The organism is Croceicoccus sp. (assembly GCF_983967925.1).
Genome location: NZ_CFETID010000011.1, coordinates 76,947 through 102,021 on the forward strand (window position 1 = coordinate 76,947; position 25,075 = coordinate 102,021).

General features: G+C 65.1%; 22 protein-coding genes. 14 read left to right on the forward strand and 8 right to left on the reverse strand.

Annotated features, from left to right (window positions below; genetic code table 11):
• Positions 1–94: 94 nt before the first annotated feature.
• The 6 genes from cpaB to AC4FIJ_RS08295 all read left to right on the forward strand — a co-directional run bounded on the left by cpaB (position 95) and on the right by AC4FIJ_RS08295 (position 6,740).
• Complete coding sequence (gene cpaB, locus AC4FIJ_RS08270) at positions 95–1,090, forward strand: Flp pilus assembly protein CpaB (protein ID WP_490336239.1); 996 nt, start codon at positions 95–97, stop codon at positions 1,088–1,090.
• A gap of 68 nt (positions 1,091–1,158) precedes the next feature.
• Positions 1,159–2,679 (forward strand): type II and III secretion system protein family protein, encoded by a 1,521-nt coding sequence (locus AC4FIJ_RS08275; protein ID WP_490336240.1) that lies wholly within the window; start codon positions 1,159–1,161, stop codon positions 2,677–2,679.
• Between the two features lie 23 nt (positions 2,680–2,702).
• Positions 2,703–3,389, forward strand: a complete 687-nt coding sequence (locus tag AC4FIJ_RS08280; protein WP_490336263.1) for a CpaD family pilus assembly protein — start codon at positions 2,703–2,705, stop codon at positions 3,387–3,389.
• 24 nt (positions 3,390–3,413) lie between these two features.
• The gene (locus tag AC4FIJ_RS08285; protein WP_490336241.1) at positions 3,414–4,685 is read left to right on the forward strand and encodes a CpaE/TadZ family protein; all 1,272 of its coding nucleotides are present in this window, start codon (positions 3,414–3,416) and stop codon (positions 4,683–4,685) included.
• 72 nt (positions 4,686–4,757) lie between these two features.
• On the forward strand, positions 4,758–5,729 hold the full coding sequence (locus AC4FIJ_RS08290) for a type II secretion system F family protein (protein ID WP_490336242.1): 972 nt from the start codon (positions 4,758–4,760) through the stop codon (positions 5,727–5,729).
• Positions 5,730–5,753: 24 nt separating this feature from the next.
• Entirely contained in the window at positions 5,754–6,740 is a 987-nt protein-coding gene (locus AC4FIJ_RS08295; RefSeq protein WP_490336243.1) for a type II secretion system F family protein, read from the forward strand.
• A gap of 104 nt (positions 6,741–6,844) precedes the next feature.
• Here the strand turns inward: AC4FIJ_RS08295 and AC4FIJ_RS08300 are convergent, their stop codons facing one another.
• Positions 6,845–7,312 carry a MarR family winged helix-turn-helix transcriptional regulator gene (locus AC4FIJ_RS08300; RefSeq protein ID WP_490336244.1) on the reverse strand — a complete coding sequence of 156 codons (468 nt, stop codon included), beginning with the start codon at positions 7,310–7,312 and terminating at the stop codon, positions 6,845–6,847.
• Positions 7,313–7,702: 390 nt separating this feature from the next.
• Between AC4FIJ_RS08300 and AC4FIJ_RS08305 the strand changes: the two genes are divergently transcribed.
• Both AC4FIJ_RS08305 and AC4FIJ_RS08310 read left to right on the forward strand, forming a co-directional pair.
• A complete protein-coding gene (locus AC4FIJ_RS08305; RefSeq protein ID WP_490336245.1) occupies positions 7,703–10,726 on the forward strand; it encodes a TonB-dependent receptor domain-containing protein in 3,024 nt (1,007 codons plus the stop codon).
• A 106-nt stretch (positions 10,727–10,832) separates the two neighbouring features.
• Positions 10,833–11,114, forward strand: coding sequence for a hypothetical protein (locus tag AC4FIJ_RS08310; RefSeq protein ID WP_490336246.1), 282 nt, complete (start codon positions 10,833–10,835; stop codon positions 11,112–11,114).
• A gap of 83 nt (positions 11,115–11,197) precedes the next feature.
• On the opposite strand, the gene clpB is transcribed toward AC4FIJ_RS08310, so the two are convergent.
• Entirely contained in the window at positions 11,198–13,777 is a 2,580-nt protein-coding gene (gene clpB / locus AC4FIJ_RS08315; RefSeq protein WP_490336247.1) for an ATP-dependent chaperone ClpB, read from the reverse strand.
• 359 nt (positions 13,778–14,136) lie between these two features.
• Between clpB and AC4FIJ_RS08320 the strand changes: the two genes are divergently transcribed.
• Positions 14,137–17,058, forward strand: coding sequence for a M16 family metallopeptidase (locus tag AC4FIJ_RS08320; protein ID WP_490336248.1), 2,922 nt, complete (start codon positions 14,137–14,139; stop codon positions 17,056–17,058).
• 89 nt (positions 17,059–17,147) lie between these two features.
• Here AC4FIJ_RS08320 and gatB read toward each other — a convergent pair whose 3' ends face one another.
• From gatB to rpsU, 6 genes are all read right to left on the reverse strand, one after another.
• Positions 17,148–18,638, reverse strand: a complete 1,491-nt coding sequence (gatB, locus tag AC4FIJ_RS08325) for an Asp-tRNA(Asn)/Glu-tRNA(Gln) amidotransferase subunit GatB (protein ID WP_490336249.1) — start codon at positions 18,636–18,638, stop codon at positions 17,148–17,150.
• A complete protein-coding gene (locus AC4FIJ_RS08330; RefSeq protein WP_157668111.1) occupies positions 18,635–18,874 on the reverse strand; it encodes a hypothetical protein in 240 nt (79 codons plus the stop codon). Before AC4FIJ_RS08330 ends, gatB begins: the two co-directional genes overlap by 4 nt.
• Positions 18,871–20,355 (reverse strand): Asp-tRNA(Asn)/Glu-tRNA(Gln) amidotransferase subunit GatA, encoded by a 1,485-nt coding sequence (gene gatA / locus AC4FIJ_RS08335; protein ID WP_490336250.1) that lies wholly within the window; start codon positions 20,353–20,355, stop codon positions 18,871–18,873. The genes AC4FIJ_RS08330 and gatA overlap by 4 nt, the downstream gene beginning before the upstream one ends.
• Positions 20,355–20,657 carry an Asp-tRNA(Asn)/Glu-tRNA(Gln) amidotransferase subunit GatC gene (gatC, locus tag AC4FIJ_RS08340; RefSeq protein ID WP_490336251.1) on the reverse strand — a complete coding sequence of 101 codons (303 nt, stop codon included), beginning with the start codon at positions 20,655–20,657 and terminating at the stop codon, positions 20,355–20,357. Before gatC ends, gatA begins: the two co-directional genes overlap by 1 nt.
• Before the next feature lie 59 nt (positions 20,658–20,716).
• Positions 20,717–21,235, reverse strand: coding sequence for an FKBP-type peptidyl-prolyl cis-trans isomerase (locus AC4FIJ_RS08345; protein WP_490336252.1), 519 nt, complete (start codon positions 21,233–21,235; stop codon positions 20,717–20,719).
• Positions 21,236–21,365: 130 nt separating this feature from the next.
• On the reverse strand, positions 21,366–21,572 hold the full coding sequence (gene rpsU / locus AC4FIJ_RS08350; RefSeq protein ID WP_066842689.1) for a 30S ribosomal protein S21: 207 nt from the start codon (positions 21,570–21,572) through the stop codon (positions 21,366–21,368).
• A gap of 321 nt (positions 21,573–21,893) precedes the next feature.
• On the opposite strand from rpsU, the gene crcB reads away from it, so the two are divergent.
• The 5 genes from crcB to AC4FIJ_RS08375 form a co-directional block, all read left to right on the forward strand.
• On the forward strand, positions 21,894–22,313 hold the full coding sequence (gene crcB, locus AC4FIJ_RS08355) for a fluoride efflux transporter CrcB (RefSeq protein ID WP_490336253.1): 420 nt from the start codon (positions 21,894–21,896) through the stop codon (positions 22,311–22,313).
• The gene (locus AC4FIJ_RS08360; protein ID WP_490336254.1) at positions 22,313–23,539 is read left to right on the forward strand and encodes an RluA family pseudouridine synthase; all 1,227 of its coding nucleotides are present in this window, start codon (positions 22,313–22,315) and stop codon (positions 23,537–23,539) included. Before crcB ends, AC4FIJ_RS08360 begins: the two co-directional genes overlap by 1 nt.
• Positions 23,536–24,198: an HAD-IA family hydrolase gene (locus AC4FIJ_RS08365; protein ID WP_490336255.1), complete on the forward strand. Its 663-nt coding sequence runs from the start codon at positions 23,536–23,538 to the stop codon at positions 24,196–24,198. The genes AC4FIJ_RS08360 and AC4FIJ_RS08365 overlap by 4 nt, the downstream gene beginning before the upstream one ends.
• Positions 24,191–24,463, forward strand: a complete 273-nt coding sequence (locus AC4FIJ_RS08370; protein WP_490336256.1) for a hypothetical protein — start codon at positions 24,191–24,193, stop codon at positions 24,461–24,463. Before AC4FIJ_RS08365 ends, AC4FIJ_RS08370 begins: the two co-directional genes overlap by 8 nt.
• Positions 24,460–25,075: ATP12 family chaperone protein (locus AC4FIJ_RS08375; RefSeq protein ID WP_490336257.1), on the forward strand; the 616-nt coding region annotated here is incomplete at its 3' end. The genes AC4FIJ_RS08370 and AC4FIJ_RS08375, both read left to right, overlap by 4 nt.

The following is a 25,075-nucleotide window of genomic DNA, read 5'->3' on the forward strand; positions in this document are numbered from 1 at the left end:
TCGCCTTGACCTGATTTTAACCATTGCCGGTGAGTCTGGCAGCACGAATGGGGGCGAGAATCCCCGATCCGATTGACGAAGGGGCTTTGGAGCCATGGACAAGAAGAAGCTGATCCTGCTGGCAGTCGCGCTGGTCGTCGCGGTGGGGACCGCACTGATGGCGCGCAGCATGTTCGCGGGGAGCACCGCTCCCCAGGCAGAGGCCGCCGTGGCCGAACCCGAAGGTCCGCGCGTGCTGGTCGCCCAGCGTGCGCTGCCGGTCGGCACCATCATCACCGCCGATGCGCTGCAGTTCAAGATGTGGCCCAAGGAGATGGTGCAGGACGTCTATTTCGTCGAGGGCGAGGCCGATATGCAAAAGCTGCTCGGCACCGTCGCACGCTTTCCCGTGACCGCGGGCCAGCCGCTGACCAAGGGCACGCTGGTGCAGCCGGGCGACCGGGGCTTCCTGGCCGCCGCGCTTGGGCCCGGCATGCGCGCCGTGACCGTCACCGTGTCGGAAAAGACCGGCGTTGCGGGCTTTGTCTTTCCGGGTGACCGCGTCGACCTGCTGCTGACGCAGGCCATCGGCGGCGGCCGCGACGAGCCCGGCTTCAACGCCACCGAAACCGTGCTGCGCAACCTGCGCGTGCTGGCCACCGACCAGTCGACCGAAACGACGCAGGTCGAAGGCAAGACCGTGGTGAAGAAGTTCCGCACCGTCACGCTGGAAGCCACGCCGCGCATCGCCGAGAAGATCTATGTCGCACAGGAAGTCGGCACGCTGTCGCTGGCCCTGCGCTCGATCGCCGACAACCGCGCCGAACTCGACCGCGCCATCGCCTCGGGCGAGCTGGTCGTGCCCGAAGGCGCTTCGCCCGAAGAGGAAGAGGAAATCCTGCAGCTGGCGATGAACCGCCCGCAGGAAGGCCGCACCACCTTCCAGACCGGCGGCGACGTGTCGCGCTTCCAGTCGCGCTTCATGCCTTCGCCCAAGAGCAACGATCCGGCACCCAGCGTCGGCGCCGCGCCTGCCGCCGCCCGGCCCACCGGACCGACCGTGCGCGTCAGCCGGGGCAACAACACCGTCATAGTGCCGGCCGGCAAGTGACCGAAAGGGACGGGAGCAAGCCAGCCGTGATCAAGAATTGCCACATAGTGTCCAAGGGGGGACATAAGATGAACCGCCGTCTGCTTTCGGGCCTCGTGCTCGCTGCTACCGCCCTGGCGCCGATCGGCACTATGGGAACCGCGACGACCGCCGTCGCCCAGACCCTGCCCGCGCCTTCAGACCAGATCGTGCTGTCGATCGGCCGGGGCCAGCTGGTCAATGTGGGCGGCCGGATGGCCGACATCTTCATCGCCGACGAAAGCATCGCCGACGTGCAGGTGAAGTCGACCAATCAGATTTATCTGTTCGGCAAGGCCGGCGGCGAAACCACGGTCTATGCCAGCGATTCGGCGGGTGCGATCATCTGGTCGGCCAATGTCCGCGTCGGCACCAATATCGACAGCATCGACCAGATGCTGGGCCTCGCCATGCCCGAGGCCAAGATTTCGACCGCGACGATGAACAACACCGTGCTGCTGACCGGCACGGTCGCGGCGCCCGAGGATGCGGCAGAGGCGGAGCGCCTTGTCTCGGCCTTCGTTGGCGACGGGGTGAACGTGATCAGCCGTCTGAAGCTGGCGACGCCGCTGCAGGTCAATCTGCAGGTCCGCTTTGCCGAAGTCAGCCGCACGCTGGTCCGCGCCATCGGCGTGAACCTCGCCACCTTCGACGGCACCAGCGGGTTCAAGTTCGGTGTAACGCAGGGCCGCGAAGGCTTCCTTCCGCAGTGGAGCATCGGCGGCAACGTCTTTACCGGCGGCACCACGGCATCGGGCGGATCCAGCCTTGTGACGGGCGCGGGCACGGGCAGCACCATCGCCGGTTTCGGCAAGTTCCTCGGCCTCGACCTTGCAGGCGCGCTGGATCTGGGTGAGCAGGACGGCCTCGTCACCACGCTGGCGCAGCCGAACCTGACCGCGCTGTCGGGCGAAACGGCCGAGTTCCTCGCGGGCGGCGAATTCCCGATCCCGATGAGCCAGGGTCTGGGCACCGTCGCCATCGAATACAAGAAATACGGCGTCAGCCTGGCCTATACGCCGACCGTACTGGCAAACGGCCGCATCTCGATCCGCGTTCGTCCCGAAGTGTCGGAACTGTCGAGCGCAGGGGCGGTCACGATCGAAGGCTTCGAGGTTCCCGCCCTCACCACCCGCCGCGCGGAAACGACGGTGGAGCTGGGTTCGGGCCAGAGCTTCATGATCGGCGGGCTGCTGTCGAACTTTTCGAACCAGACCATCGAAAAGACGCCGGGCGTCGGCGACCTGCCGATCCTGGGCAATCTGTTCCGCTCCACCAGCTTCCGCCGCGGCGAGACCGAGCTGGTGATCGTGGTGACGCCCTATCTGGTGAAGCCGGTGGACGCGAACCAGATCGCTCTCCCCACCGACGGATACAAGAACCCGACCATCATGGGCCAGCTGCTGGGCATGCAGTCGGACGGCGAAACGGGCGGCGCGCGCCGTCCCATGCCGCGCGCCAGCGAGGCGGCCCCGACCGGCCCCGTCGTCGGCATGAACGAGGTTCCGCAACAATCCGCCCCGGTTCGCAGCGCCGATGCCGGCGACGCGAAGCCCGGCTTCAACTTCTGATCGGGAGCAGCAAGGTGACCAAGATGATCAAGACCATCACTGCCCGCCTGACCGGGCACAGGGCTGCCACCGCCGCGCTTCTGCTCGGCGCAGCGGCGGGCCTTTCGGGCTGCGTTGGCGGGGTTTCCGACAATCGCACGCTCAATTCGGTGCATCAGCCGGTCGTGTCGCGCACCAATTACGTGTTCGACGTGATGACCAGCTCGTCCGGCATCCCGATCGGCGAACAGAGCCGTCTGGCCGGATGGTGGGACGCCATGGACATTTCCTATGGCGACCGCGTTTCGGTGGATACCGCCAATATCGGCCCCGCGGCCCGCGCCGATCTGATGGCGCTGGCCGACCGGCAGGGCATCATCCTGGCCGAGACGGCCCCCGTCACTGAAGGCGCCGCAGGCCCCGGCGTGGCACGCGTCGTCGTCACCCGCAGCACCGCCGCGGTCGAGGATTGCCCGCGCTGGACCGACAAGACCGATTTCAACCCGAACAATGCCACCAGCGACGGCTTTGGCTGCGCGGTGAACGCCAACTGGGCCGCGATGGTCGCCAATCCCGAGGATCTGCTGACCGGCCAGAAGGGCACGGGCGAGACCGTCGTGATGAGCTCGACCAAGGCCATCGACAGCTATCGCCAGCAGGCGCCCACGGGCGAAGGCGGCTTGCCGACCGTCTCGACCCAGCAGGGCGGCGGCGGCGGCGGCAGCAACTAACGGATCCGCGAAGGAGATGCTTTGATGAACCAGATGTCATCCGGAATGGGCGAACGCGACTCGTTCGCCGCCTTCGTCAGCGACGAGGCCACGATGGAAGTCGTGCGCACCACCGTCTCGAACCTCAACATGCCGCATGAAAAATGCAACATGGGCGGGCTTCGCAACGCGGTGCAGACGCTGTCGGTGTCGGCCAGCCCGCAGATCCTGCTGGTCGACCTGTCTGAATGCGGCGATCCGCTGTCCGACATCAACGCGCTGGCCGAGGTGTGCGAACCCGGCACGGTGGTGATCGCGGTCGGCCAGATCAACGACGTGCGCCTGTATCGCGACCTCACCGCCAGCGGGCTGCAGGATTATCTGCTCAAGCCGCTGAGCGAGGAAGCGCTGCGCGATTCGCTGCTGCAGGCGCAAAGCGTGCTGAGCGCGCCGCGTCACAATCCCGATGCGGCGGCCGCGCGCAACCATGTCATCACCGCCGTCGTTGGCACGCGCGGCGGCGTCGGCGCCTCGACCATCGCGACCTCGCTCGCATGGCTGTTCAGCGGCGAGCACAAGCTGCCGACCGCGCTGCTCGACCTCGACGTGCATTTCGGCACGGGCGCGCTGACCATGGATCTCGAACCGGGCCGCGGGCTTTCCGACGCGATCGAGAACCCCTCGCGCATCGACGGGCTGTTCATCGAACGCGCGATGGTGCGGGCGAACGACAATCTGTCGGTCCTCTCGTCCGAAGCGCCGATCCATTCGCCGCTGATGACCGACGGCAGCGCCTTCGTGCAGCTCGAGGAAGAATTCCGCCAGGCCTTCGACATGACCGTCGTCGACCTGCCGCGCAACATGCTGATCAATTTCCCGCATGTGCTGGCCGACGCCGACGTGTTCGTGCTGGCGACCGAGCTGTCGCTGGCGGGTGCGCGCGATGCGATCCGCATTCTTTCGTGGGTGGCGACCAATGCCTCGCACATGCGGCCCATCGTCGTCGCCAATCGCGTGACCAGCGGAACGGGCGAAATCAGCAAGGCGGATTTCGAAGCCTCTATCGAGCGCAAGATCGACTTCCTGATGCCGATGGACGTCAAGACCGCGACGCAGGCGGCCAAGGTCGGCCAGGTGTTCGTCGAGGCGAACCGCGCCAGCAAGGCATCCGCCGTGCTGCGCGATCTGGCCCGCAGCATCATGTCGACCAATGGCGACGAAAAGGCGCCGGCCGCCGCGAATGCAGCGGGCGGCGGGTCGCTGATGGAAAAGTTCGGGCTTGGCGGGATGAAGGCCAAGACCAGGCAAAAGGCCTGATGTGCAACCTCCCTGCCCCGATGAGGGCGGGGACATGCCATCGGATTGATTAGGGTACCGGAGGTTCAGGCGATGCAGTTTGCGCAGATTTTCATTGTCGTGATCGGCATGATGCTGGTGTTGGGCATCGCCTTTTTCGCCCTCTACGGCTCGACCGCGTCGCGGCATCAGGCCAAGCGGCTGCAGCAGATCCGCTATCGCCACTCGCAAAGCGCCGAGGCGCGGGTCGAGGCGCAGCTGAAAAAGGCGATTTCGGCGCGCAAGCCGCGTGCGCGCCATGCGGCGGGCTCCGATTCCAAGATCGCCGCGCTCGCGCTGCGCCTGCACCGCACGGGCAAGGGCTGGACGGTCGCCAATTATTTCTACGTGTCGGGCGGGCTGGCGCTGGGCATCGCGGTGCTGGTGCTGCTGAAGACCGGCGCGCCGCTTTTCGCGCTGGCCGGCGGCGCGGTCGTCGGGCTGGGCCTGCCGCATTTCATCGTGGGCCGCCAGATCAAGAAGCGGCTTGCGATGTTCAACGCCCGCTTTCCCGACGGGATCGAGCTGCTGGTGCGCGGTCTGCGCTCCGGTCTTCCCGTGACCGAGACCTTGGCGGTCGTCTCGACCGAGATCCCCGGCCCGGTGGGCGAGGAATTCAAGGCGATCACCGACCGCGTCAAGGTCGGCAAGTCGCTCGACGATTCGCTGCAGGAAACCGCCGATCGGCTCGACATTCCGGAATTCAAGTTCTTCTGCATCTCGCTTGCCATCCAGCGCGAGACGGGCGGCAACCTTGCCGAAACGCTGGCGAACCTTGCCGAAGTGCTGCGCAAGCGCATCCAGATGAAGCTGAAGATCCGCGCGATGAGCTCGGAAGCCAAGGCATCGGCCTATATCGTCGGCGCCCTGCCCTTCCTGGTGTTCACCATCGTCTACATCCTGAACCCCGCATACCTCGGCGGCTTCTTCACCGACGACCGCCTGATCGTGGCCGGCCTGTTCGGCATGTGCTGGATGAGCATCGGCGCCTTCGTCATGTACAAAATGGTCAGCTTCGAGATCTGATCGGGGAAAGGCACGAGAACTATCATGCAGACAACCGGCCCCACCCTTCTTGGCGTTGACGTCATTCTCGTCGGATCGATCCTTGCCGGGATCGCGGCGCTTGCCACGCTGATGGCGATCTATGCCGCGCTGACCGTGCGCGATCCGATGGCCAAGCGCGTCAAGTCGCTGAACGCCCGGCGCGAAGAGCTGAAACTTGGCCTGATGACCGAGGCGCAGGTCAAGCGCCGCACCCTGCGCCGCAAGACCGATCTGACTGACAAGGTCCGCGACTATCTGTCCAAGTTCTCGATGCTGCAGGACAGCCAGATCAAGGAGATCGAGCAGAAGCTGATGCAGGCGGGCATCCGCCGCAAGGAACTGGCCTATGTGGTGGTCGCGGCGCGCGTGGTGCTGCCGATCTTGTTCGGCTTTATCGCCGCGGTGCTGGTTTACTGGACCGACACCTATCCCGAGTGGGGCCCGATGAAGCGCCTCGCGGTATTCGCGGGCAGCCTTGCCGCGGGCTATTACGGTCCGGGCACCTATCTGAAGAACAAGGTCGGCAAGCGCACCGACGCGATCCGCAAGGGACTTCCCGACGCGCTCGACCTGCTGGTCATATGCGCCGAGGCGGGCCTGACCGTCGATGCCGCCTTTGGCCGCGTCGCCAAGGAACTGGGCCGCGCCTATCCCGAACTGGCCGATGAATTCGCGCTCACCTCGATCGAGCTGTCCTTCCTGACCGAGCGCCGCATGGCGTTCGAGAACCTGACCTATCGCGTCGATCTGGAAGCGATGAAGGGCGTCACCACGACCATGGTGCAGACCGAACGCTACGGCACCCCGCTCGCCTCGGCGCTGCGCGTGCTGTCGGCCGAGTTCCGCAACGAGCGTATGATGCGCGCCGAGGAAAAGGCCGCGCGCCTGCCCGCCATCATGACCGTTCCGCTGATCCTGTTCATCCTGCCGGTGCTGTTCATCGTGATCCTGGGCCCTGCGGCCTGCTCGATCTCGGACGCGCTGCTTTAGCAGGCGAAGGACCGACACAAGAAAGGGCGGCGCCGGATTTCCGGGGCCGCCCTTTTCCTTTGCGCATACCGAACGGGACGATTGCCCGCACGGCATCGCATGCTTCAACCTTCAGGGCACGATTCGGCGTCCATGTCCCGCACCTGCGCAAACAGCTTGTCGAGCGTTCTGCTGAATTCCTTGCGCTCCTTTACGGAAAGGCAGCTGAGGATCTCGGATTCCATCTGCAGCGCAAGCGGCATGACCCGCGCGTGAACCTCTTCGCCCTTCTCGGTCAGCTCCAGCAGATGGGAGCGCCCGTCGTCGGTGTTGCGATTGCGCATGATCAGGCCGCCATCGACCAGCACCTTGCACGCGCGGTTGACCGCCACCTTGTCCATGAACGTCGCCCCGACCAGCTGCCGCTGGGTCAGCGGGCCGACATCGCCGAGCACCGCCATGACGCGCCATTCGGTCTGCTTGAGATCGAAATGGGCACGATATTCGACCGCAATACGCTGGCTTACCGCATTCGAAGTGATCGAGAGCCGATAGGGCAGAAAGGCCGCAAGACGCGATTTCTCACCTGCCATAAAGCGGCTCCCGCCTGCCCGGCAGGTTCGGGGCAAAGCCGCCCCTAGACAAATCGTCACGTCTCTGACCCGTCATCGTCATCAAGACCCCATTCCCGCTTGCCCGCCGCGTCCTCAATGCTCATCAGCCCACCGTCAATGGCCACGCGGCTATTGTCCGGCCTTCGAACAAAAAGGCTGGCGGGTCCCAAAATCCGCCTGCCACACCCGATGTTGCGAATGTGCAACGCTGTATTTCAAAAACGTTACTCCTGATACCATCGCTTTTGCAATCACAAAGCGAATGGTCAATCAACGCGTAACTTCAGGTCGCACACGGGCGGGTTGGAGTTGGAATACTGGGGCCGACAGCAGCCGAAGCCCCGGGGCCATCTTATAGGGACTGCTTTTATGAAACTCACTCACATCCGGAAGCCCGCGCTTCGCGCCGGCACGGCCCTCGGGGTCGTGGCGCTTCTCGGCTCCACCACCGCATTCGCACAGGTCGAGCCGCAAGCCGAAGCCGAGGCAGAAGCCGCCGCCGCACCGGTCGAGACCATCGTCGTCACCGGTTCGCGCATCAGCAACCCCAACCTTGAACAGGCCAGCCCTGTCGCGGTCGTTTCCGAAGAGGAACTGGAACTGCGCCAGGCGACCGTCGTCGAAGACGTGCTTCGCCAGATCCCGGGCGTCGTCCCCAGCGTTGGCGCGCAGGTCAACAACGGCAACGGCGGCAACACCTATCTGAACCTTCGCGGCATCGGCGAACAGCGTAACCTGACGCTGCTCAACGGCGTGCGTATCGTTCCGGCCAACCTCGAAGGCCTCACCAACGTCGACGTCATTCCGGTCGCCCTGCTTGAGCGTACCGACGTCCTGACCGGCGGCGCCGGCGCCACCTATGGTGCGGACGCGGTTTCGGGCGTGGTGAACTTCATCACCAAGACCGATTTCTCGGGCGCCGAAATCTCGGCCACCCAGCAGCTGACCGAAGAAGGCGACGGCAAGATCTTCCGCATCGACGGAACGCTTGGCGCGAACTTCGACGACGGCCGCGGCAACGCGGTCCTCAGCCTCGGCTACACCAGCCGCGACGAAGTGTTCCAGGGCGACCGCGCCTTCGGTGCACAGAACATCAGCTCGGCCACCGGCAACCCCGGCGGTTCGTCGACGACCGTTCCCTCGGTCATCACCGTTCCCGGCACCACCAGCGGCACGCTGCAGGTTTCGCCTGACGGCAACTCGCTGCAGCCGTTCTATTCGCCGTTCAACTTCAACCCGTTCAACCTCTACCAGCTGCCGCTTGAGCAGTACCGCATGTATGGTGCGGCCCGGTACGAAGTAGCCGACAACATCGAACTCTACGGCGAAGGCCTGTTCGTCCAGAGCACGGTCACGACCAAGATCGCGCCCTCGGGCACCTTCCGCAACGTGCTGACCACGCCGCTGTCGAACCCGTTCCTGAATGCGGGCATCCGCAACCAGATTTGCGGTCTCGACACCGTCGCCGACGACGAGGAAGATCCGACCACGCTCGGCGTGCAGCGCCTGCTCACCCAGGCCCAGTGCGACGCGGCAGCCGTGGCCACCGACCCCAACGATCCGAACTACCAGACGGTCGACATCGACTATGGTCGCCGTTTCGTCGAGTTCGGCACCCGCGACAACGAATACCAGACCCAGCTCTTCCAGATGAAGGGCGGCGCTCGCGGTGCCCTGACCTCGTCGCTGGACTGGGAAATCCTCGGTGCCTATGGCGAGAGCAAGAACAGCTCGCGCCAGTCGGGTAACGGTACGCTTTCGCGTCTGCAGCAGTCGGTTCTCTCGACGAACCCCGACACCTGCCTCGACACCACCAACGACTGCGTTCCGATCGACCTGTTCGGTCCGCTCGGCAGCCTGACCCCGGAAGTGCAGCGCTTCCTCGACGTCGGCAACAGCGGTTCGGAAAGCACCTCGCTGACCCAGGCGCAGGCGTTCATCAGCGGCGACCTCGGCTTCGGCCTTCCGTCCGCAGCCGATCCGATCGGCATCGCGGCCGGTGTTGAATACCGCAAGTACACCGCCGAGACCCGTTCGGACCTGCTGACGCAGACCCCGGGCGAAGTCCTTGGTAACGGTGCGGCCAACCCCGACGCGCAGGGCGAATACGACGTCAAGGAAGTGTTCGGCGAACTCGTCGTTCCGCTGCTCACCGACATGGCGTTCGCCGAAGAGCTCACGCTCGACCTCGGTGCCCGTTATTCGGACTACTCGTCGACGGGCGGCGAATTCACCTGGAAGGCCGGCGGTACCTATACCCCCGTCTTCGGCTTCCAGCTGCGTGGCGGTTATCAGAGCGTGACGCGCGCTCCGAACATCGGCGAGCTGTTCAACCCGCAGGTTACCGGTCTCGACAACTTCGATACCGATCCCTGCTCGGGCGCTGCTCCGTTGAACAACGCGACCCTGCGCGCCACCTGTCTTGCACAGGGCGCTCCGGCCAACTCGATCGGCAACATCATCGTCGATCCGGCCGGTCAGGTTAACGTAACCACCGGTGGTAACCCGAACCTCGACGCCGAAACGGCCAAGACCTGGACCGTCGGTCTCGTTCTGCAGCCCGACTTCCTGCCGGGCTTCAGCGCAACGGTCGACTACTACAACATCACCGTTAAGGACGCGATCACCGAGCCGAACATCGGCGACGTGTTCGGGGCCTGTTTCGACCAGAACGGCGGTGCTGGCGACGCAAGCGATCCGGCCTGTACCGCGATCCGTCGTAACCCGGCCACCGGCAACCTGTTCGGCTCGGTCGCGACGACTGCGGGCCTCCCGCTGGTTTCGACCAACCAGGGCCGGATCTTCACCGATGGTATCGATCTGGTCATGAACTACCAGACATCGTTCTCGGGCATCGACCTCGGCTTCAACTTCCAGGGCAACTGGACGATGAACAGCGAGTTCAAGGCCAACCAGGACGATCCGGAAGGTCTGAACCGCGAGTGCGTTGGCTATTACAGCATCAACTGCTCGTCGATTCAGCCGGAGTTCTCGTTCAACCAGCGCACCACGCTGGGCTTTGGCAACATCGACGTGTCGCTGCTTTGGCGCTTCGTTGACGGCGTAGATGTTGAGCCGCTTGCCAATCCGGCCGAAGAGCCGCTGGAGACCGGTGAATGCGATAGCGGAAATCTCTATGAAGACGGGCTTTGCCGTCCGTTTCTTGAGGGCTTCGATGAGATCGGTGCAGAGCACTACTTCGATCTCAGCACTCGCTTCCAGGCGACCGACAACCTGACGCTGATCGCGACCGTCCAGAACATTCTGGACAACAAGCCGAAGATCGTCGGCAGCACGATCGGTTCCACCGCCTACAACAGCGGTAACACCTATCCTTCGACCTACGATCCGCTTGGCCGCCGTTATGGCATCACCGCCAAGCTGACCTTCTGATCGAAGTCAGTAGAACCGGAGAGGGCAGCGGAAACGCTGCCCTCTTTTTTTTTGCGCATTCTTCAGGTAACTTGCAGACGAACTGAAATCACTTAACGGGGTCGTTATGATTGTATCACTTTTCGCAGCAGCACTACTTCAAAGCGCCGCGCAGCCTGCGCCCGCACCTGCCACGCCACCTGCCCAGGAAAAAACTGAGCAGGGTGAGAAGCTGGCCAGCAACGAGAAGATCTGCCGCACGCACCGGGTCACCGGATCGCGCGTAAAGCGCGAGAAAATGTGCATGACGGCCCACGAATGGGAACTGTATGACGAGGCGCACCAGAACAAGGGCGCCGCGATTATCGGCAATGGCGTATGCACCGGCGGCGAATGCACGGGCACCTGATCGGCCCTCAGTTCTCCAATCAGTAAATTCACAAGAAGGGCGGCAATGCAATTTGCCGCCCTTCTCTTTTCCGGCGCTGAACGTCAGGCCACGACGATGTTGAGCGCTCCGTCCCCCTCGTCGATCTTCACCGTCGATCCGTCGGGGATCTGTCCGCCCAGCAGCATATCGGCCAGCGGATCCTGCAGGTAACGCTGGACCGCACGCTTGAGCGGACGCGCGCCATAGACCGGATCGTACCCGACCCGCCCCAGCCAGCGCTTCGCCGCATCGGTCAGGTCCAGTACGATCTTGCGGTCCTTCAGCAGCTTCTGCACGCGCTTGACCTGGATCTCGACGATCGGCGCCATGTGCTCGGCGGCAAGTCGGTGGAACAGGATGATCTCGTCCAGCCGGTTGAGGAACTCGGGGCGGAAATGCCCGCGCACCACGTCCATCACCTGCGGCTCGACATCGGCAACCTTTTGCCCGTCGTCCATATTGGCAAGGTACTGGCTGCCCAGGTTCGAGGTCAGGATGATCAACGTGTTCGAGAAATCGACCACGCGGCCCTGCCCGTCGGTCAGGCGTCCGTCGTCCAGCACCTGCAGCAGCACGTTGAAAACGTCGCTGTGCGCCTTCTCAACCTCGTCGAACAGCACCACCTGGTACGGCCTGCGCCGCACCGCCTCGGTCAAGACGCCGCCTTCCTCGTAGCCGACATAGCCCGGGGGCGCGCCGATCAGACGGGCGACCGCATGCTTCTCCATGAACTCCGACATGTCGATGCGGACCATGGCGCTGTCGTCGTCGAACAGGAATTCGGCCAGCGCCTTGGTCAGCTCGGTCTTGCCGACGCCCGTGGGGCCCAGGAACAGGAAGCTGCCCAGCGGCCGGTTCGGATCCTGCAGACCCGCACGCGCACGGCGCACCGCCTTGGATACCGCCTGCACGGCCTGCTCCTGCCCGATGACGCGGGTGCCGATCACCTCCTCCATCTTGAGGAGCTTCTCGCGCTCGCCCTCCATCATCCGGTCGACCGGTACGCCGGTCCAGCGGCTGACGACGCCGGCGATGTCATCCTCGGTCACTTCCTCGCGCAGCAGCGCGTTCTCGCTCTGCGCGCTGGCTTCGGACAGCCGTTTCTCCAGAGCCGGGATCTTGCCGTATGACAGCTCGCCCGCCTTGGCGAGATCGCCCGCGCGCTGCGCCTGCTCCAGCTCGATGCGGGCCTGGTCCAGCTCTTCCTTAATCTTGCCTTCGGCCGCGATCTTGTCGCGCTCGTTCTGCCAGCGGGTGGTCAGCTCGCTCGACTGCTGCTCAAGGTTCGCCAGCTCCTCGCGCAGCGCGGCCAGCCGGTCCTGCGACGCGGAATCGGTCTCCTTCGACAGCGCCGATTCCTCGATCTTCAGCTGGATGATCCGGCGGTCGAGGTTCTCAATCTCCTCGGGCTTGGACTCCACCTCCATGCGGATGCGGCTGGCGGCCTCATCCATCAGGTCGATCGCCTTGTCGGGCAGGAATCGGTCCGAGATATAGCGGTTCGACAGGGTCGCGGCCGCGACGATCGCGCCATCGGTGATGCGCACGCCGTGGTGAAGCTCGTATTTCTCCTTCAGCCCTCGCAGGATCGAGACCGTGTCTTCCACGGTCGGCTCGCCTACGAACACGGGCTGGAAACGGCGCTGCAGCGCAGGGTCCTTCTCGACATATTTCTGGTATTCATCCAGCGTGGTCGCGCCGATGCAATGCAGCTCTCCGCGGGCCAGCGCAGGCTTCAGCAGATTGCCCGCATCCATCGCGCCTTCGGATTTGCCCGCGCCGATCAGCGTGTGCATCTCGTCGATGAACAGGATGATCTCGCCCTCGGCGCCCTTCACCTCGTCCAGCACGCTCTTCAGCCGTTCCTCGAACTCGCCGCGATATTTCGCGCCCGCGATCAGGCTGCCCATGTCGAGCGCCATCAGGCGGCGATCCTTCAGCGAATCGGGCACGTCGCCATTGGCGATACGCAGCGCCAGCCCCTCGGCAATGGCCGTCTTGCCGACGCCGGGTTCGCCGATCAGTGCGGGATTGTTCTTGGTGCGGCGGGCCAGGATCTGCACCGTGCGGCGGATTTCCTCGTCGCGCCCGATCACGGGATCCAGCTTGCCCTCGCGCGCGGCCTCGGTCAGGTCGCGGGCGTATTTTTCCAGCGCGTCATAGCTTTCCTCGGCGCTGGCGGTATCGGCCTTGCGCCCGCCGCGCAGCTCGGTAATCGCGGCCTCCAGCGCCTGCGGCGTGAGGTTCGCAGCCTTCAGCGCCTGCCCCGCCGGGGTCGTCGTCGCCAGCGTCAGCGCCAGCAGCAGCCGTTCGACCGTGACATAGCTGTCGCCCGATTTGGTCGCCAGCTGCTCGGCCTGGTCCAGCACGCGCACGGCGTCGTTATCGAGGCCGGGCGTCTGCTGCGCCCCGCCGCCCGACACCGCCGGGATCTTGCCCAGCGCGACATCGACCTCTGCCTGCGCGAAGCCGGGATTGCCGCCCGCGCGCTGGATCAGGCTCGATGCCATGCCTTCGCCGTCTTCCAGCAAGGCTTTCAGAATATGGGTCGGGCTGATCCGCTGATGGTTCATGCGGATCGCGACGGTCTGCGCGGCCTGCAGGAAGCCCTTTGCGCGGTCGGTAAACTTTTCGAGATTCATGGGTTTTGCCCCTCACTGCCCTTATGGCCAATTGCCGCCAAAGGCCCATCAAGCGGCACCTTCGGCAAGCAGCTAGATAGTGTTGCCAATTTGCAACACAAGGGCCGGCCGGTGGAATTTTGTCGGCGCATCCAGACCCCTTGGCAGATTTTGGCGGATCGCCTTCGATTTCAAGAGCCGATTGCAGAGAGCGGATCGACAAAACGCCGATTCCGTTCGACGGGCGACCGCTATTGGCTGGAATCCGCCGGTTCTTTTGATAACAGTAGATACTAATCGCACAGCGCACATCTCCGGCCGATCCGCGACCGGCGTCTTTGCGAAACCATGCGTGCGCGTGACATTGGACTGGAGAAACCATGCGTCTTACCAACAGGCTGCTTGTCGCCGCCTCTGCCCTGTCAATGATGGCCGCGTCATCCATGGCCGTACCGGGCGCCGCCATTGCGAAACAGGCCGCGCCCGCCGCAGCCCCGCAAAGCGAGGTCCAGCCCGCGCCCCTGTCCGAACTGATCGCGGGCGTCGATATTCCCTATGACATGTTCAAGCTGGCGAACGGGCTGACCGTCCTGGTGCACGAGGATCGCTCGACCCCGGTGGTGGCGGTGTCGGTCTGGTACGGCGTCGGGTCCAAGCACGAGCCAGAGGGCAAGACCGGTTTCGCGCATCTGTTCGAGCATCTGATGTTCAACGGATCCGAAAACGCGCCGGGCGATTTCTTCGAACCGCTGGAGCAGGTCGGCGCCACCGATTACAACGGCACGACCTGGTTCGACCGCACCAACTATTTCGAAACCGTGCCGACCGGCGCGCTCGACCGCGCGCTGTTCCTAGAAAGCGACCGCATGGGCCATCTGCTGGGCGCGGTGACGCAGGAAAACCTCGATAACCAGATCGGCGTGGTCCAGAACGAGAAGCGGCAGGGCGACAACCAGCCCTTCGGCCTCGTCGAATATGAGCAGCTTGAGACGCTTTATCCCTCGGGCCATCCGTATCACCATTCGACCATCGGCTCGATGGAAGACCTGTCGAGCGCGACGCTGGACGATGTGAAGAGCTGGTTCACCGGCCATTACGGCCCCAACAATGCCGTGCTTGTGCTGGCGGGCGACATCGATACCGCCACCGCCAAGCAGAAGGTGAACACATGGTTCGGCGCGATCCCTGCAGGACCGGCGATCGAAGATGTCGAGGCCCCGGTGCCAACGCTGGACGCACCGGTGTCGAAGGTGATCTACGACCAGGTGTCCACCCCGCGCGTCTATCGCATGTGGGCGATTCCCGGCCTTAACGACAAGGACACCGTCCCGCTGGAAATGGCGGCGCGCGTGCTGGGCGGGCTGGCATCTTCGCGCCTCGATAACGAGCTGGTGCGCGGCAAGCAGCTGGCCGTCAGCGTCGTCGCGCAGGCCAGCAATTTCGCGCAGGCCGGTCAGTTCGAGGTCTATGCCGATCTGAAACCCGGCGTCGAACTTGCCGATCTTGAGGCCGCTCTGGATGCCGAGATCGCCAAACTCGTACTCGAAGGGCCGACGGCCGACGAGTTGCAGCGCGCGGCGACGCAATTCGCCGCCGTCGAGATCCGCGGGCTGGAATCGCTGGGCGGTTTCAACGGCAAGGCGCCGACGCTGGCGCAGGGCCTGCTCTATTCGGACGACCCGGAATTCTACAAGAAGCGGCTTGCCCGCATCGCCTCGGTTACGCCCGCAGAAGTGCAGGACGCGGCGCAGCGCTGGCTCGACCGGCCGGTTTTCCGCCTGACGGTCATGCCCGGCACGCGCAAGGAAGGCGGCGAGAACCGGGGCGGCTATCTCACCGGCAAGGCCCCGCCGATGCGCGCGCCCGAATATTACTGGCAGCCCGGCAGCCTGACGGGCCCGGTCGTCGCCGCGCCCAGCGCCGAGCCCGACCGGTCGTCGATGCCGGCGATGGACGATCTGGCGCCGCTCGACTTCCCCGATATCCAGCGCGCCGTGCTGGACAATGGGATGCAGATCTATCTGGCGCAGCGCGAAGGCGTTCCCGTTGTCACCGCGCAGCTCAGCTTCGATGCGGGTATTGCCGCCGATCCCAAGGATGCGCTGGGCACCCAGTCGCTGATGCTGCAGACGATGGAGGCGGGCACCACCTCGCTCGACGCCACCGAACTGGCGATCGCGCAGGAACGTCTGGGCGCATCGATCAGCGCCAGCGCCAATCGCGACAACACGATCTTTACGCTCTCGGCGCTCGAACCCAACCTCGGTCCCAGCTTCTCGCTGCTGGCCGATTACGTGCGCAATCCCGCGTTCGACGCCAGCGAGCTTGAGCGCGTGCGCAGCCAGCAGCTGAACCGCATCAATGCGGAGAACACGCAGCCGCTGTCGATCGCGCAAAAGGTACTGATGCCCGCGATCTACGGCCCGGCGCATCCCTATGGCGTCCCGCCGAGCGGACTTGGCGAGGCCGATATCGTGGCGGGACTGACCGCGCAGGACCTGCGTGCATTCCACGCGACCTGGCTGCGTCCGGACAAGGCGCGGCTCTATGTCGTGGGCGATGTGTCCATGGCGGAAGTGACGACGCTCGCCAATCAGGCCTTCGGCAATTGGGCGCGTCCGGCGGCGCCCGCTCCGACCAAGTCGTTCGAAGTGGCCATTCCCCAGCCGCAGCCGCGCGTGATCTTGGTCGACCGTCCGGCCTCTCCGCAGTCTATGATCTTCGCGGGCAAGGTGATCGACAAGAAGGGCACCGACGATCTCGTCGCGCTGGATGCGGCGAACAATGTGCTGGGCGGCAGCTTCCTGTCGCGGCTCAATTCGGACCTGCGCGAGACCAAGGGCTGGTCCTATGGCGTGAGCAGCATCCTGTTGAGGCCGGAAGAGCAGGTTGCCTTTGCGCTCTATGCGCCTGTTCAGGCGGACCGCACGGGCGATTCCATCGCGGCGCTGCGCGACGGGGTGAACAGCTTCCTGACCAGTGACGGGGTGAAGCAGGACGAACTAATCCGCACGGTGAACAGCGAAGTGCGCGGCCTGCCCGGCACGTTCGAGACGAGCGCGGGCGTGCTGGCCGGCCTCGTCAACATCATCGAGCTGGACCGGCCCGATAATTACTATGAGCTGCTGCCCGCGAAATATGACGCGCTGACGCCGCCCTTGCTCGACCAAGTGGCGCGGGAGCAGAAGCTGTCGGACGGGCTCGTCTGGGTCGTGGTGGGCGATGCCGCCACCGTTCGGCCGCAGCTCGACCAGCTTGGGCTGACTGTGGAAACCGCGACGGTGGGAAGCGAGGAGGAATAACCCCCCTCGCCCCGGCGGCATAAACAAAAGGGGCGCCGGTCGGACATGACCGGCGCCCCTTTTCGATTGGCAGCGTCGTGGCGCGAAAATCAGCCCAGCTTGGTCTTCAGCACCTCGTTCACCACGGCGGGATTGCCCTTGCCCTTCATGGCCTTCATCGTCTGTCCGACGAAGAAGCCGAACAGCTTGTCCTTGCCGCCGCGATATTCGGCGACCTTGTCCTCGTTCGCGGCCAGCACCTCGTCGATCACCGCCTCGATCGCGCCGGTGTCGCTGTTCTGCTTCAGCCCCTCGGTCTCGGCAATCTCGTCCGGTTCGCGGCCGGTCTTCAGGACGATCTCGTAGATCTCCTTCGCCTGCCCGCCCGACACGACATTGGCCGCCGCCAGCGCCAGGATGCCCGCATTGGCCGCGGTGGTATCGTTCGCCTCGACCGCGCCTTCGGTGGCGTTCTTCACGCCCGGCGCGACCGACAGCACCCAGTTGGCCACCTGCGTCGCGACATCCTTTTCAGGCTTGCCGGTCCTGTCGGCGGTTGCCGCCAGCACATCCTCGAACCGTTTGTAGACATCGACGTCGGCGGTCAGCTGGTTCGCGTTATAGGCGGTCAGCCCCAGCTCGCTTTCGTAACGGTGGCGCTTGGCGTCGGGCAGTTCGGGCAGCGATTCGCGGCAATCGTGCAGGAACGCATCGTCCAGCTCCAGCGGCAGCAGGTCCGGATCGGGGAAATAGCGATAGTCATGCGCGTCTTCCTTCGACCGCATGGTGCGCGTGGTGCCGGTGTCGGGATCGAACAGGCGTGTTTCCTGATCGACCTTGCCGCCCGATTCCAGCACGTCGACCTGCCGGTTCGCCTCATACTCGATGACCTGCATCACGAAGCGGACGGAATTGACGTTCTTCGTCTCGGTCCGCGTGCCGAATTCCTCGCCCGGCTTGCGGACGGACACATTGACGTCGGCCCGCATCGAGCCTTCCTCCATGTTCCCGTCGCACGAACCAACGTAACGCAGGATCGAGCGCAGCTTGCGCACATAGGCCCCGGCCTCTGCCGGAGAGCGCATTTCTGGCTTCGACACGATCTCCATCAGCGCGACGCCGCTGCGGTTGAGGTCGACATAGGACATGGTCGGATGCTGGTCGTGCATCAGCTTGCCCGCGTCCTGCTCGACATGGATGCGCTCGACCCCGATGCGCTTGGTGTTCTCGGGATTCTTGTCGTCCAGCGCGATGTCCAGGTGCCCCTCGCCCACCAGCGGGTGATAGAGCTGGCTGATCTGGTAGCCCTGCGGCAGGTCGGCGTAGAAATAGTTCTTGCGGTCGAACCGGCTCCACTTGTTGATCTGCGCGTCGATCGCCATGCCGGTGCGCACCGCCTGCCGGATGCATTCGCGGTTCGGCACGGGCAGCATGCCCGGCATCGCGGCATCGACAAGGCTGACCTGCGTATTGGGCTCCGCCCCGAACGCGGTCGCGGCGCCGGAAAACAGCTTGGCCTGCGAAGTGACCTGCGCGTGGACCTCAAGGCCGATCACGACCTCCCACTCGCCCGTTGCGCCGTGAATACGATATTCGCTCATTCTTCGTCCCAGTTCAGTTCGGCAGCGCGCTTGATCGCGGCGAATTGCTTGTCGAGGATCGGCATGATCCGCGACGAGAGTTCGTCCGGCAGATGCTCCAGAGTCCGGGCCACGCCCTCCAGCGACACATCGACGTCGCGCGGCGAGACGAGGCCCGTGCTCGCGATCATCCGGATCGACTGCAGCGAGGCGTTCAGCGATGCCATCGCCAGAGTATATTCCGGCGAGACGTTCACCACCACCGATCCGGCGTCGCCACGAAACCAGCCGCCTTCTCGATCGCCAGACCTGCGTTCAGCACGCCCTGCTCGTCGAAGGCCCTGCCGATGATCTGCAGGCCCAGCGGCAGACCCTCGCGGTTCATGCCGGCCGGAACGCTCATCGCCGGCAGCCCGGCCAGCGACGCGGGCACCGCGAACACGTCGTTCAGATACATCGCCAGCGGATCGCTCGTCTTCTCGCCCAGCGCGAAGGCCGCGGTGGGGCAGGTCGGGGCCAGAATCACGTCGCACTGCTCGAAAGCCTTGGCGAAGTCCTGCGCGATCAGCGTGCGGATCTTCTGCGCCTGGTTGTAATAGGCGTCGTAGAAGCCCGCGCTCAGCACATAGGTGCCGATCATGATACGGCGCTTGACCTCGGGCCCGAAGCCGTCGGCGCGGGTCGCGGCATACATGTCCTGCAGACCGGCGCCATCGGGCAGGTCGCGCAAGCCGTAACGCACGCCGTCATAGCGCGCGAGGTTCGAGGACGCCTCGGCCGGCGCGATGATGTAATAGGCGGGCAGCGCATATTTGGTATGCGGCAGCGAGATATCGACGATCTCGGCGCCTGCGTCCTTCATCCACGCAATGCCGTCGTCCCAGCTTTTCGCGACATCCTCGTCCATCCCGTCCATGCGGTATTCGCGCGGGATGCCGATGCGCTTGCCCTTCATGTCGGGGTTCAGTCCCGCTTCCCATTCGGGCACCGGCATGTCGAGCGAGGTCGCATCCTTGGGATCGAATCCCGCCATCGCCTCAAGCATGATCGCACAGTCGCGCGTGTCGCGCGCCATCGGCCCCGCCTGGTCAAGGCTGGACGCGAACGCCACCACGCCCCAGCGCGAGCAGCGGCCATAGGTCGGCTTGATCCCGGTGATGCCGGTAAAGGCCGCGGGCTGGCGGATCGAACCGCCGGTATCGGTGCCGGTCGCCGCAGGGGCCAGCCGCGCCGCCACCGCCGCTGACGAACCGCCCGACGAACCGCCGGGGGCCAAGGCAGCATTGCCGCCATCCTTGCGCCGCCACGGGCTGATCACATTGCCGAAATAGCTCGTCTCGTTCGACGATCCCATCGCGAACTGATCCAGGTTCAGCTTGCCCAGCATGCCCGCGCCCGCGTCCCACAATTTCTGCGACACGGTCGATTCGTATTGCGGGGTGAACCCCTCCAGAATGTGGCTGGCCGCGGTGGTCTGCACGCCCTTGGTGGCGAACAGGTCCTTCATGCCGATCGGCACGCCGCCCATCTTGCCCAGCGGCTCGCCCTTGGCGCGCTTGGCATCGACCGCCTTGGCCGCATCGACCGCCACTTCGGGGGTCGCCACGATAAAGGCGTTGAGGCTGCTGGCCGCCGCGACATTCGCGTTGAACGCTTCGGCCACCTCGACTGCGGTGAATTCGCCGCCCGCGACACCGTCGCGGATCGCCGCGACACCCAGTTCGGTCAGATTGGTCATTATTCGATCACCTTGGGCACGCCAAAGAAACCGTGCTCGGCGGCGGGCGCGTTGGCCAGCACGTCATCGCGCCGGTTGCCGCCGGTCAGCGGGTCGGCATCGACCACGTCGTCGCGCAGGCGCAGCGTGTTGGGAATGACCGCGGTCATCGGCTCGACGCCGGTCACATCGACCTCGCCAAGCTGTTCGACCCAGTCGAGGATCTGGTTGAGTTCGGGAACGAACGCCTCGGCTTCCCCGTCGCGCAGGGCGATGCGGGCCAGCGAGGCGATCTTTTCGACCGTTGCTTTATCGACAGACATGGCAGCGCGATTAGCTTGCCATCGCGCCCATGCCAAGCATGTCTTGCAGGGTTGCGGCGTTATTCTCCGGCGGGAACGGCACCCTGCGGCGGCGCCATGCCGCCAAGGCCCATCTGCTGCATCTGCTGCTGGATCGCACGCAGCTCTGCCTCGGAACGGAAATCGATCAGCTCGACGGTGAAGGTCAGGTCGGCATTGGGGGGAATGCGGTCGCCCGCGCCCTGCGCGCCATAGGCCTGATCCGACGGGATAAAGACCTCGTAACGGCCGCCGCGCTTCATCTGCTGCAGCGCCTGGCCGAAGCCGGGGACCACGCCCGACACGGGGAAGATCGCACCCTCTGCCGAATCGAAGACGGTGCCATCGGCCAGCCTGCCTTCGTAATTGACGTTCACGACGTCTTCCATCGTGGGCGATCCGCCGGTGCCTTCGGACAGGGTGGTGACTTCCAGCCCCTGATAGCGGGTTGCCCATGCGGCGCCCGCGGCCAGCAGAACCGCGATGGCGATACCGATCCAGAGCTTGGAGAGGATACCCTTGCCAATCGGCTGGAGCGGGACGCGGGTAATTTCCGTCATGTTTCGATGCGCTTTCGTCAATGGATGCAAAAAGGGCGCGGGAAGGATGTTCCCGCGCCCCTTTGGCGTATGCGGCGACAAGGTTCAAGCGGCTAGCGACATCATCGCATCACCGCGCGAACCGGTGTTCTTAGCGAACGCCGTCGCGTTCCATCCGCTTGCGCTCCAGCTTGCGGGCGCGGCGAACGGCAGCGGCCTTTTCGCGGGCGCGCTTCTCGCTAGGCTTTTCGAAGTGACGACGCAGCTTCATTTCGCGATAAACGCCCTCACGCTGCAGCTTCTTCTTGAGAGCCCGGAGAGCCTGGTCGACATTGTTATCGCGAACGATGATTTGCATAAAACGCTGCTACCTCGGTTTCTGTCATGGCACCTGCCGGCAGCGAATCGCCCGCGAGTACCTATTGAACTGATTAAAATACTGTAGGGGCCGAATCCCGACGGGACCGGCCTGAACCGGCGGAGCCGCTACCAGCACCCACCTTGTAAAGCAAGCGCGCTTAACAAGGGAATCGGCCCGATGCGTCCACCAACTGTTGTCTTACTACCACAAAAGGGGCATCGGGCGCAAATCCACAGCAATGCGGACTCGCTGCGCAAGGTCTTTCGCGGCGACTTAACCCAAGTTACACCCTACACCCAAGTCACACCCAGGGGCTCAATGCCAACGCCGATTTCACAACTGGCCGCTTCGCTGATCGTCGCCCTTGGCGGCGGGACGGGGGCGGTGCTGCGTTATCAGCTGGGACGGCTGGTGTCGCATCTGGCACCGGGTCAGGCGCTGAGCTTTCCGTGGGCGACGCTGGCGGCCAATGCGCTGGGCAGCGCGGCGATGGGCGTGCTGATCGCATGGCTCGCCCGTCACGACGCCGCGGGGGCAGGCGGCGGAGAGCAATGGCGCCTGCTGCTCGGCGTCGGCCTGCTGGGCGGTTTCACCACATTCTCCAGCTTCTCGATGGAAACCGTGCTGCTGTGGCAGCGCGGCGAAGCGGGACTGGCACTTACCTATATCGTCGCTTCGCTGGTGCTTGGTCTTGCGGGACTCGTCGCGGGACTGACACTTGCACGAGGGACCCTCTAATGCCCGCTCCGGAAGATACCATCCGCCGCTTCACCGTCAGCCATGACGACGATGGCGCGCGCCTCGACCGCTGGTTCAAACGGCATCTGCCGCAGATCGGCTTCAACACCATCTCGCGCTGGGCGCGCACCGGCCAGATCCGCGTCGACGGCAAGCGGGCCAAGCCCGAAGACCGCGTCGAGGCCGGGCAGGAAATCCGCGTGCCCCCCGGCGGCGAAAGCCTGTCCAAGGGCCCGCAGCGCCAGCGTATCCAGCTGACCGAGGACGAGCTGGCCGAGGCGGATGCCATGGTGCTCCACCGCGACCGCGCCGCCATCGTGCTGAACAAGCCGCCCGGCCTTGCCACGCAGGGCGGTACCGGCACCAAGCACCACGTCGACCGCCTGCTTGAGGCTTTCGTGCCGGAGGAAGACAGCAAGGTGCCCCGCCCGCGCCTCGTCCACCGGCTCGACAAGGATACCTCGGGCGTGCTGCTGACCGCCGCCACGCCGGGCAGCGCGGCATTCTTTTCCAAGCGCTTTTCGGGCCGCAGCGCCAAGAAGATCTATTGGGCGTTGGTGACGGGCGTGCCCGATATCTCGGCCGGCACCATCGACCTCGCGCTGGCGAAACAGCCCGGCACCGGGGGCGAAAAGATGATGCCCGATCCCGAAGGCCAGCCCGCACGCACCAAATATCGCGTGGTCGACCGCGCGGGCAACAAGGCCGCCTGGGTCGAGCTGGAGCCACTGACGGGCCGCACCCACCAGCTGCGCGTGCATCTGGCCGCGATCGGCCATCCCATCGTGGGCGACGGCAAATATGGCGGGCAGGCCGCGTTCCTGACCGGCAGCATCAGCCGCAAGATGCACCTGCATGCCCGCCGCCTGATCATCGATCATCCCGACGGCGTGCCGCTGGATGTCACGGCCCCGCTGCCCGACCATTTCGCGGCCAGCATGGAGCAGCTCGGTTTCGACGAGAGCGCCAGCGATGCCTTGCCCGAGGAAGGCCCTCCGCCCCCTTCGCGCGAGGAAAAGAAGATCGCCGCGCGCCGCCATGCCAAGGATGTGCGCAAGGAACGCCGGGGCGAGCGGCGCCAGCGCACGATGGGTTCGCCCAAGGCGGGCAAGCCCACGACCAAGCGCTCCGCCGCCCCCGCGCCCAAGAAGGGCGGCGTGAAGAAGGGCAAGGGCAGTCCCCGGCCGGCAGGGAAACCCGCGCCCCGAAAGCCCGGTAGCAAATGAGCCGGATCGCGATCTTCGATTGCGACGGCACGCTGGTCGACGGGCAGGCCAATGTCTGCCTTGCGATGGAGGAAGCCTTTGCCGCCGCTTCGCTGGAAGCGCCGTCGCGCGCGCTGATCCGCCGCGCGGTCGGCCTGTCGCTGCCGCAGGCCATGGCGATGCTGTTGCCGGGGAGCACGCCTGCCGAACAGGAAATGCTGGCCGAAAGCTACCGCCTGGCCTTTCGCGAGCATCGCCGACTGGGACAGGTGGACGAACCCCTGTTCGACGGCATAGCGCCGCTGCTGCGCCAGCTTCACGCCGAGGGATGGCAGCTGGCGGTCGCCACCGGCAAGTCGCGGCGCGGGCTGCGCCATTGCCTCGCCACCCATGGCGTGTCCGACCTGTTCAGCAGTCTGCAGACCGCCGACGACCATCCGTCGAAACCCGATCCCGCGATGATCGCCGCCGTGCTGTGGGAAACCGGTATCGACGCCAAGGACGCGGTGATGATCGGTGACACCAGTTTCGATATGCTGATGGCCAGTGCGGCGGGCGTGCGGGCCATCGGGGTCGACTGGGGCTATCACCATGCCGAGGAATTGCTGGCAACCGGCGCCGAACGCGTCGCCGAAACGGTCGAGGAACTGGCCGGCATGCTGGAGGTGACCAGTGGCTGATCCGGCGGCAGGGCGTTATTTCGCGATGCAGGCGGTCCGCATCCTTGGCATGGGCGTCGCGGTCTATGGCCTGCTGGCGGCGACGGCCGATGTGTCCTGGCCCGATGCGCTGCCGCGCTGGCTGGGGTTCGTGCTGTTCGCGATCGGTCTGGCCGATGCGCTGGTTGTCCCGCGCATGATGGCGCGCGCCTGGAGCAGCGAGGGCATGGCGCGGCGCGGCGCGGCGGCGGACGCGATCAACAGGAAGGATGACGGGCATCCATGAAGCGTTTCTACCGCGAGGTAACCGTCAGCGAGCAGGATCACGGCTGGCAGGTGGCGCTGGACGGGCGCGGCTTGAAGACGCAGGGCGGCACGCCGCAGATCGTCCCGACCCGCGCGCTGGCGGACGCGCTGGCGGCGGAATGGGACGCGCAGGGCGATCTTATTGACCCGAAGAGCCTGCTGCTGCGCGACCTCACCGATTACGCCATCGACCGGGTCGCGCCCGATCCGGCTTCCGCCATCGCGGCGATCATGCCTTTCGCCGAGACCGATACGCTCTGCTATCGCGCCGATGACGGCGAGGCGCTGCGCGATCGGCAGGAGGAAGCATGGGAACCGCTCGTCGCCGCTGCCGAAAGGACGCTGGGCGTCGATTTCTCGCGCGTGGCGGGCATCAGCTATACGCCCCATCCCCCCTCCACGCGCGCGCGGATCGTCGAGGAGCTGGAGGAGATGGACAGCTTTACACTGGCCGCCCTTCAGAACCTCGCCAGCCTTGGCGCGTCGCTGATCGCGGGCCTTGCCGCGCTGGATGAGGGACAGGATGCCGACGCTTTGTTCGCCCTTGCCAATCTGGAAGAAGACTGGCAGTCGCAGCAATGGGGCTGGGAAG